The organism is Serratia sp. MF1(2023) (genome assembly GCF_030954545.1).
Classification (GTDB): Bacteria; Pseudomonadota; Gammaproteobacteria; order Enterobacterales; family Enterobacteriaceae; genus Serratia; species Serratia sarumanii.
In genome coordinates this window covers 23684-31349 of sequence record NZ_JAVHUX010000024.1, presented here as the reverse complement: position 1 = coordinate 31349, position 7666 = coordinate 23684, and the positions used below count along the sequence as shown (strand labels likewise).

Annotated in this window: 12 protein-coding genes; 7 read left to right on the top strand and 5 right to left on the bottom strand. The window is 58.6% G+C overall.

The window, feature by feature from the left end:
* Nucleotides 1-167 precede the first annotated feature (167 nt).
* On the top strand, nucleotides 168-488 hold the full coding sequence (locus tag REA38_RS14015) for a hypothetical protein (RefSeq protein ID WP_308886062.1): 321 nt from the start codon (nucleotides 168-170) through the stop codon (nucleotides 486-488).
* A gap of 96 nt (nucleotides 489-584) precedes the next feature.
* On the opposite strand, the gene REA38_RS14010 is transcribed toward REA38_RS14015, so the two are convergent.
* The gene (locus REA38_RS14010; protein ID WP_033654897.1) at nucleotides 585-851 is read right to left on the bottom strand and encodes a DUF1471 domain-containing protein; all 267 of its coding nucleotides are present in this window, start codon (nucleotides 849-851) and stop codon (nucleotides 585-587) included.
* Nucleotides 852-861: 10 nt separating this feature from the next.
* Entirely contained in the window at nucleotides 862-1068 is a 207-nt protein-coding gene (locus tag REA38_RS14005; RefSeq protein WP_125863085.1) for a hypothetical protein, read from the bottom strand.
* Nucleotides 1069-1304: 236 nt separating this feature from the next.
* Here REA38_RS14005 and rpsF point away from each other — a divergent pair, with 236 nt between their 5' ends.
* The 5 genes from rpsF to REA38_RS13980 all read left to right on the top strand — a co-directional run bounded on the left by rpsF (nucleotide 1305) and on the right by REA38_RS13980 (nucleotide 3218).
* Nucleotides 1305-1703 (top strand): 30S ribosomal protein S6, encoded by a 399-nt coding sequence (gene rpsF / locus REA38_RS14000; protein ID WP_004933634.1) that lies wholly within the window; start codon nucleotides 1305-1307, stop codon nucleotides 1701-1703.
* Between the two features lie 8 nt (nucleotides 1704-1711).
* Complete coding sequence (gene priB, locus REA38_RS13995) at nucleotides 1712-2029, top strand: primosomal replication protein N (RefSeq protein WP_049233092.1); 318 nt, start codon at nucleotides 1712-1714, stop codon at nucleotides 2027-2029.
* 4 nt (nucleotides 2030-2033) lie between these two features.
* The gene (gene rpsR, locus REA38_RS13990) at nucleotides 2034-2261 is read left to right on the top strand and encodes a 30S ribosomal protein S18 (protein WP_000135199.1); all 228 of its coding nucleotides are present in this window, start codon (nucleotides 2034-2036) and stop codon (nucleotides 2259-2261) included.
* A gap of 39 nt (nucleotides 2262-2300) precedes the next feature.
* Nucleotides 2301-2753 (top strand): 50S ribosomal protein L9, encoded by a 453-nt coding sequence (gene rplI / locus REA38_RS13985; RefSeq protein WP_004933629.1) that lies wholly within the window; start codon nucleotides 2301-2303, stop codon nucleotides 2751-2753.
* 111 nt (nucleotides 2754-2864) lie between these two features.
* A complete protein-coding gene (locus REA38_RS13980) occupies nucleotides 2865-3218 on the top strand; it encodes a DUF488 domain-containing protein (RefSeq protein WP_033648693.1) in 354 nt (117 codons plus the stop codon).
* A 3-nt stretch (nucleotides 3219-3221) separates the two neighbouring features.
* Here the strand turns inward: REA38_RS13980 and REA38_RS13975 are convergent, their stop codons facing one another.
* Nucleotides 3222-3893, bottom strand: coding sequence for a LysM-like peptidoglycan-binding domain-containing protein (locus tag REA38_RS13975; RefSeq protein ID WP_308886061.1), 672 nt, complete (start codon nucleotides 3891-3893; stop codon nucleotides 3222-3224).
* A gap of 267 nt (nucleotides 3894-4160) precedes the next feature.
* Here REA38_RS13975 and fklB point away from each other — a divergent pair, with 267 nt between their 5' ends.
* On the top strand, nucleotides 4161-4781 hold the full coding sequence (gene fklB / locus REA38_RS13970) for an FKBP-type peptidyl-prolyl cis-trans isomerase (protein WP_004933618.1): 621 nt from the start codon (nucleotides 4161-4163) through the stop codon (nucleotides 4779-4781).
* Nucleotides 4782-4824: 43 nt separating this feature from the next.
* On the opposite strand, the gene ytfE is transcribed toward fklB, so the two are convergent.
* Together ytfE and REA38_RS13960 are read right to left on the bottom strand one after the other, a co-directional pair.
* Entirely contained in the window at nucleotides 4825-5490 is a 666-nt protein-coding gene (gene ytfE / locus REA38_RS13965) for an iron-sulfur cluster repair protein YtfE (RefSeq protein WP_033648691.1), read from the bottom strand.
* Between the two features lie 113 nt (nucleotides 5491-5603).
* Entirely contained in the window at nucleotides 5604-7556 is a 1953-nt protein-coding gene (locus tag REA38_RS13960) for a bifunctional 2',3'-cyclic-nucleotide 2'-phosphodiesterase/3'-nucleotidase (RefSeq protein ID WP_308886060.1), read from the bottom strand.
* Nucleotides 7557-7666: the final 110 nt, after the last annotated feature.

The window sequence follows — 7666 nt, the reverse complement described above, 5'->3', positions numbered from 1 at the left end:
GCTCAGAACGTTGTATGAACAGGCAAAATGGCTGGTGTTGCCAGGTCGCAGAGAGCGAAGTTATCCGAGAGAGCTCAGAGCCAGAAGCAGGAAATATCCAGATAAAAAAGTTGCTGGCCACCCTTAAGTGACCAGCATTAGGCAGTGCGGCCGGTTTAATGGGAACGATGAAAGCACGCGCCGAGCTTAACTCAGCGGCCTTCAGCGAGATGTTGGGGGCCGCCGACGGCAAGGCGCGGCAAAACAAAGCGAATCCGCTGTCGCGCATCACCGCGCAGACGATGCAAAACGTGACGGCGCTGTTCGCCTCCGCGGCGAAAGCGGCGCCCACTCACCCCGCGGCAGCCGGTACGCTCTCGTTCGAACAGCGGGCGACGCTGGCGGAAAGCGCAGAGCTGCTGCAAACGCGAACGAACTATCTGCGGACGGCGCTGCAATTGCACAATCCGGGCAAGGCGTTCAGCATGCCGGCGCTGCTCAAGCTGTGATGAGGAAAGCGGAGCGCCCAACGAGCGGCGCTCCGGTGCGGACTGAACGGGCTTTCTGATGAAGCCCTGGGGATTTCCCTGGCGTGGCTTGTCTCTTTAGCGATACAGCTCGGCGCTGACGTGCATCGTGCTGTTGTCGCCCGGTTCGTGCAGGGCGATGATGCGATAAGAGGTCGCGCCGCGTTGATCGGCGATTTTACTGACCTGGCTGCTGGCGTCATCCGGCGAAACCACGTTCTGGTTCAGGGTGATGAAGCCGACGCTCTGGCGTTGATCGGCCTGGTGCGACGTGATCTCCGTGGCGGCCATTACGTTGGCGGAGAACAGGGCGGCCAGCGCCGTTGCGAGAATGATGCGTTTCATAGTGCCTCTCTTACTTTTTGCCGTTACGGCCTGACAGCGAGTGTCGCTGCGGCAAAAAGTCATTTATCTGCATTGAATAACCTGGAATCTTTTTCGTCGCGCTGTCTGCGGCGGATATGGTTAATTTTAGTCCGTTGCGGCGGATTAAAAAGCGGGGTCTTTTGATGGCCTCTTTCAAAAAAAGTGAAATAGATTTGTGACTCAGCGCTGATTTCATTGAAAGATTTTTGAAACCGATGGATCGGCGTACATAGGTTCTCCCACGAGCAAATCGTGCTATTTCCCATAACGCCTCACATTAACGCGAATAAAACCCACGCAGTCCTTGAGTTTCCCGCCCTGCGTCAGTATGATTACGCGTCATTTTTCAGCCGCACACTAAACACGTTCCTTGCTTCCATGGGCCGCGGTTGACCCTGACAGGAGGCTGAATAATCCGTAAGGAGCAATTCGATGCGTCATTACGAAATCGTTTTTATGGTCCATCCTGACCAAAGCGAACAGGTTCCGGGCATGATCGAGCGTTACAGTGCTACCATCACTAACGCGCAAGGTCAGATTCACCGTCTGGAAGACTGGGGCCGCCGTCAGCTGGCTTATCCGATCAACAAACTGCACAAGGCTCACTACGTTCTGCTGAACGTTGAAGCGCCGCAGGAAGCGATCGATGAGCTGGAAACTAACTTCCGCTTCAACGACGCCGTTATCCGCAGCATGGTTATGCGCGTTAAGCACGCGGTAACTGAAGCATCTCCGATGGTTAAAGCGAAAGACGAACGTCGTGGCGATCGCCGCGAAGACTTCGCTAACGAAACCGCAGATGATGCAGATGCTGGGGATTCTGAAGAGTAATTGCCGCCGTGACGGCTAATCGTCTGGTTTTGTCGGGCACTGTGTGCAAGGCGCCGGTTCGAAAAGTGAGTCCTTCCGGGATACCGCACTGCCAATTTGTGCTAGAGCACCGTTCGCAGCAGATGGAAGCCGGATTCAGCAGACAAGCATGGTGCCGAATGCCCGTGGTTGTCAGCGGACAACAGTCACAAGCACTAACTCAAAGATTAACGGTCGGCAGTCAGATTACCGTGCAAGGCTTTGTAAGCTGCCATCAAGGGCGCAACGGGCTGAGTAAATTGGTTCTGCATGCCGAGCAGATTGAATTGATAGATTCTGGAGACTAGCCAAATGGCACGTTATTTCCGTCGTCGCAAGTTCTGCCGTTTCACCGCGGAAGGCGTTCAAGAGATTGACTATAAAGACATCGCTACGCTGAAAAACTACATCACCGAAAGTGGTAAAATTGTACCGAGCCGTATCACCGGTACTCGTGCAAAATATCAGCGCCAGCTGGCCCGTGCTATCAAGCGCGCGCGCTACCTGTCTTTGTTGCCGTACACTGATCGTCATCAGTAATCGGCCACTGTCCATTAACGACTTTGAGAGGATAAGGTAATGCAAGTTATTCTGCTTGATAAAGTAGCAAACCTGGGCAGCCTGGGTGATCAAGTTAACGTTAAAGCGGGCTACGCTCGTAACTTCCTGGTACCACAGGGCAAAGCTGTTCCTGCTACCAAGAAAAACGTTGAGTTCTTCGAAGCACGCCGTGCTGAACTGGAAGCCAAACTGGCTGACGTTCTGGCTGCTGCTGAAGCTCGCGCAACCAAGATCAACGAACTGGGTTCAGTCACCATCGCTTCCAAATCTGGCGACGAAGGTAAACTGTTCGGCTCTATCGGCACCCGCGACATCGCTGACGCAGTGACTGCGGCAGGTGTTGAAGTTGCCAAGAGCGAAGTTCGTCTGCCGAACGGCGTTCTGCGTACCACTGGCGAGCACGAAGTGCACTTCCAGGTACACAGCGACGTGTTCGCACAGCTGAATGTAGTTGTGGTTGCAGAAGCGTAATTTACGCTGCTGTTAACCCGGTTAAAACGCCAGCCTCGCGCTGGCGTTTTGCTTTTCTGCGCCCGGCAAAACGCGCTACGCTTGAAGACGGGATGAAAAGGAGAGCGTGCGATGGCAAAGATTACGCTACAGCGGGTTTACGATTTCAGCGCGCCGGCGCCGGAACACTGTTATCTGATAGACAGGCTATGGCCGCGCGGCATCAGCAAGGAGCGGCTGACGGGCGTGCAGTGGCTGAAACAGGTGGCGCCGGATGATGAGCTGCGCAAGTGGTTCCATCAGCATACCGACCAGTGGGCGGTCTTCGAGGCGCGTTATCGCCAACAGCTGGCGGCCAACGACGCCTGGCGGCCGCTGGTGGCGCTGTTACGGCAGGGGCAAGCGCTGACGCTGCTGTATGGCAGCAAAGATACCGAGCACAACCAGGGCGTGGTGCTGCGCGAGTTTTTGCTGGCGCAGCTGTAGAGGTTAACGTTCCCGGCGGTAGCTGCCGTCGGCCTGGCGGCGGAACAGCGCCTGGCTGTTGTCCACCGTGGTCACCGACAGCGCGTTAATCATGTCGTTGGCACCGCGTTCGATGCGCACTTCCTGGCCGGCTTTCATGTTGCTCAGCGGCTTGTCGCCGCCTTCCACCTGCGCCATGGCGAACACTTCATTCACCGGCAGATTGTTGTCGCGAAACAGCTGCGCCAGGGTCTGGCCGGGCTGAATTTGGTAACGCTGCCAGTTGCCCGCCGGCGTCGGTTCGTTGGCTGGAGTGGCGCCGCCGCCGTTTTGCCGCTCGGCCTGCAACGGCACGCTGGTTTCCTGCTGGGATACCGGGAACGGCTGTCTTTCGGGCGAGTAGGGCCACAGCAGGGCCAGCAGCAGGATAGCGCCGAAAATCAGCACCCAGCGGCGGTGAAAGTAGGGCAGCGGCTCCATCCAATGGAAACCGTCCGGCAGATGCCAGACTTTGGCCAGCAGCGCTTTGACCTGCTGCATTTTGTCGTTGGCCGGCGGTGGCTCCGATGGCGGTTCCGCGCCTTCAGACGTGGGTGCGGCGCCCGATTTCAGGCGCTGGCTGACGTTCAGCCAGGTGCGCAGCAGCGGCTGGTAGATGCGGGTGGTTTTCCTTCTCCTGGGCGCGATTCTGCCCATGGTGACCTCTCTTCGACGGCGAAATAATGAGCGCGGCGCGGCAAACGCGTCGCCTGCCCGATATCCTGCTTTCAGTATAGTCCGCTAACTGATTGAAGTGAAAGGCGGCTGAGCGGCAGGGCCGGGGTTTGCGGCTGCGGGCGTTAACAGAAGGTTATTGTTTCTTTTTCTACGACAAAAGTCATCATTCTCCACACAAGATTTTACCCGGCATTGACGCGCTGTTATGCTGCGCTTTCGACTTTTTACAGACTTAAGGAAAACCCCATGACAACCCCTTCTTTTGACAGCGTTGAAGCGCAAGCAAGTTACGGGATTGGTTTACAGGTCGGCCAGCAGCTGCAAGAGTCCGGGCTGGAAGGTTTGCAACCGGAAGCTTTGCTGGCGGGCCTGCGTGACGCGCTGGAAGGGAATGCCCCGGCGGTTCCGGTAGACGTGGTGCACCGTGCGCTGCGTGAAATCCACGAGCGTGCGGACGCGGTGCGCCGCGAGCGCCAGCAGGCGATGGCCGTTGAAGGCCAGAAATTCCTGGACGACAACGCCAAGCGCGACGACGTGACGCTGACCGAGTCCGGCCTGCAGTTCTCCGTCCTGGAGCAGGGCAACGGCCCGATCCCGTCCCGTCAGGACCGTGTGCGCGTGCACTACACCGGTCGTCTGATCAACGGCGACGTGTTCGACAGCTCGGTCGAGCGCGGCCAGCCGGCAGAATTCCCGGTCAGCGGCGTGATCCCAGGCTGGATCGAAGCGCTGACCCTGATGCCGGTCGGCTCCAAATGGCAGCTGTATATCCCGCATAACCTGGCCTACGGCGAGCGTGGCGCAGGCGCGTCCATCCCGCCGTTCAGCGCGCTGGTGTTCGACGTCGAGCTGCTGGAAATCCTGTAATCCCACCGAGGATTGCTCCGGGCGCCTTCGTGGCGCCCTTATTTTATGCGCCGCGCAGCGCGCGCGGGAACAGCAGATTGTTTTCCAGGCTGATGTGCTCCATCAGATCGCCGATAAACTCATCGATGCCGGTGTACAGCGCTCGCCAGGTGGTGCAGGCGCCCTCCGGCGGCGTCACGTTATCGGTGAGGAACTTCACCACTTCCAGCTGCTCACCCGCCTCGTCATGTTCATGCTCCATCACCGAAATCGGTCCGGCGGCCTGCGGCCCCATGCCCTGTTTGATCAGCGGGAACAGGATCTGTTCCTCTTTCATCATGTGATTCTCCAGATCCAGACGGATCAGGTTCAGCTGCTTCGCCAACCCGCGCGGGCAGCTGGGTTTGTCGCCGTGCACGCGTTCGACTTTTTCCGCCATCAGCACCAGTTCGGCCAATTGCTCGCGGTGCCGCTGATGAAAGCGCGGCAGAATGTAATCGATCACCTCACCGAGCGGCGCTGTGCGCCAGTCCCGGCTTTGTTCCGGCGTGGCGGCGAGTGCGGCCAGCGCGTTCTCCAACTGGTCGATGTCCAGCCCTTTACGCTCGGCGGCGCGCGCCAGCGACTGCCGGCCGCCGCAGCAGAAATCCAGCTGATGCTGGCGAAACAGCCGGGATGCCCGGGGAATGGCGATGGCGAGCGCGCCAAGGGATTGGTTGCGGTAATCCATGGTAGTGCCTCTTTAAACGAAGGAATTTTATAACATGCATTTTAAATGCAATTTAAAGGGCGCGCCAGTGGGAAAATAGCGAAGCTGGCCGGGGAATTGCCCCGGCCGGGTGATTATTTCGCGCTTAAATCGATGCGATAGACCGTGAAGCCGATACGATCATTGCCCTCGGCGATCATCGGATATTGAGCGTGCTCCTTGATAAACGCCGTCGCTTTGTCCGACGGCGAAGTCTCGAAGCGGATATCCAGCGGCTGCTGGCTGTTGAAGGTCGCCAAACGCCAGTTGTTGTCCGCCTGCGGATGCACCGCGCCGTGCCGTTGGGTTTCGGCGCTGATGTAGGCCGCCAGCACCGAACGGTTCTCATCCGGCGAAGCGAAGGCGATGTGTTTGTCGCCGGTGCCGGCAAACTTGCCGCCGTAGGCGCGGTAGTTGTTGGTGGCGACCAGGAAGGTGGCGTTCGGATCGATCGGCTTGCCGTTGAAGGTCAGCTGCTTGATGCGCTCCGCCTTGTCGTTGATCAGCTGGCATTCGCCGTCGTAGCGTGCCGGCTGGCTGACGTCGATCTGGTAGTTGACGCCGTCGATCACGTCGAAGTTATAGGTGCGGAAGCCGTCCCAGTTGATCAAGCCCTGCGGCTTGGCGCTGTTGACGTCGATCTGGTTGAACTGGCCGGCGGAGCACTCCAGCCACTCTTTCACCTCTTTGCCGCTGGCCTTCACTACTACCAGGGTATTGGGGTAGAGATAGAGATCGGCGGCGTTGCGGAAGGTGAGCTGGCCCTTTTCCACTTCGACGAAGCTGGCCGGATCGTTCTTGCGGCCGCCGACCTTGAACGGCGCCGCCGCCGACAGCACCGGCAGATCGGCCAGATCCGGATCGCCCTGAATGTAATGTTCAACGTAGGCCTTCTGCGCATTGTTGACGATCTGCACCGTCGGATCGTCCTGCACCAGCGCCAGGTAGCTGTACATGTTGCCGTCGGATTTGCCGATCGGCTGGCTGACGAACTCGCGCGTGCCCTTGTGATCGTCCGCCAACACTTTCACCAGCGCGGCGTCTTCCGCCGCCAGCGATTTCTTGTTCTCTTTGTCGTAGATCGGCCGCGCTTCCGCTTTGGCGGCGGTCACTTTCCAGCTGCCGCCATCGTTGTTGAGCTGCAGGTCGACCACGCCGAGATGATCGCCCCATTGGCCCGGCATCACCGCCGGTACGCCGTTCAGCAGGCCTTTATCGATATCCGCGCCTTTGATGTTGGCGAAGTCCTTGCTCGGGAACACCGCATGGGCGTGGCCGAACATGATGGCGTCGATGCCCGGCACCTGGCTGAGGTAATAGACCGAGTTTTCCGCCATTGCCTTGTAAGGCTCGCTGGACAGCCCGGAATGCGGGATCGCCACCACCAGATCGGCGCCCTGTTTACGCATTTCCGGCACGTAGCGCTTGGCGGTGGCGGTGATGTCGTCCACCGTCACTTTGCCCTGCAGGTTAGCTTTATCCCACACCAGGATCTGCGGCGGCACGAAGCCGATGTAGCCGATGCGAAGCGTATGCGCCTTGCCGTCGCGGTCCTTCACCGGCGTATCGACGATGATGTACGGCGTGAACAGCGGTTTTTGCGTTTTGGCGTCGACGACGTTGGCGTTGATGTACGGGAATTTGGCGCCGGCGATGGCGTTCTTCAGGTAGTCCAGCCCGTAGTTGAACTCATGGTTGCCGATGTTGCCGACCACGTAGTCCAGCGTGTTCATCGCCTTATAGACCGGGTGCACGTCGCCCGGCTTCAACCCCTTGGCCGCCATGTAGTCGCCGAGCGGGCTGCCCTGAATGATGTCGCCGTTGTCCACCAACACCGCGTTGGTAGCCTGTTGGCGCGCCTGCTGGATCAGGCTGGCGGTGCGCACCAGGCCGAACTTGTCGGTCGGCGTGTCCTTGTAGTAATCGAAGTCCATCATGTTGCTGTGCAGATCGGTGGTTTCCAGCACGCGCAGATCGACGGTCGCCGCCTGCGCCGAGGCGCACACCAGCAGCGCAAGCGCGGACAGCGTCAGTGGATGCTTCATCATTTGGGGGCTCTCCATTCCATTATTCGAGTGTTATCGCAGAGGGAAATGTAATTAACATTGCTTGCCACAGTAAACTGTGAAGTGTGGCAGAAAACGGCGGCAGGTAACGC

What these genes read in the sequence shown, in the direction of transcription:
- REA38_RS14015 (WP_308886062.1), top strand. Translation starts at nt 168, where the DNA reads ATGAAAGCACGCGCCGAGCTTAACTCAGCGGCCTTCAGCGAGATGTTG.
- REA38_RS14010 (WP_033654897.1), bottom strand. Translation starts at nt 851, where the DNA reads ATGAAACGCATCATTCTCGCAACGGCGCTGGCCGCCCTGTTCTCCGCC.
- REA38_RS14005 (WP_125863085.1), bottom strand. Translation starts at nt 1,068, where the DNA reads ATGAAATCAGCGCTGAGTCACAAATCTATTTCACTTTTTTTGAAAGAG.
- rpsF (WP_004933634.1), top strand. Translation starts at nt 1,305, where the DNA reads ATGCGTCATTACGAAATCGTTTTTATGGTCCATCCTGACCAAAGCGAA.
- rpsR (WP_000135199.1), top strand. Translation starts at nt 2,034, where the DNA reads ATGGCACGTTATTTCCGTCGTCGCAAGTTCTGCCGTTTCACCGCGGAA.
- rplI (WP_004933629.1), top strand. Translation starts at nt 2,301, where the DNA reads ATGCAAGTTATTCTGCTTGATAAAGTAGCAAACCTGGGCAGCCTGGGT.
- REA38_RS13980 (WP_033648693.1), top strand. Translation starts at nt 2,865, where the DNA reads ATGGCAAAGATTACGCTACAGCGGGTTTACGATTTCAGCGCGCCGGCG.
- REA38_RS13975 (WP_308886061.1), bottom strand. Translation starts at nt 3,893, where the DNA reads ATGGGCAGAATCGCGCCCAGGAGAAGGAAAACCACCCGCATCTACCAG.
- fklB (WP_004933618.1), top strand. Translation starts at nt 4,161, where the DNA reads ATGACAACCCCTTCTTTTGACAGCGTTGAAGCGCAAGCAAGTTACGGG.
- ytfE (WP_033648691.1), bottom strand. Translation starts at nt 5,490, where the DNA reads ATGGATTACCGCAACCAATCCCTTGGCGCGCTCGCCATCGCCATTCCC.
- REA38_RS13960 (WP_308886060.1), bottom strand. Translation starts at nt 7,556, where the DNA reads ATGATGAAGCATCCACTGACGCTGTCCGCGCTTGCGCTGCTGGTGTGC.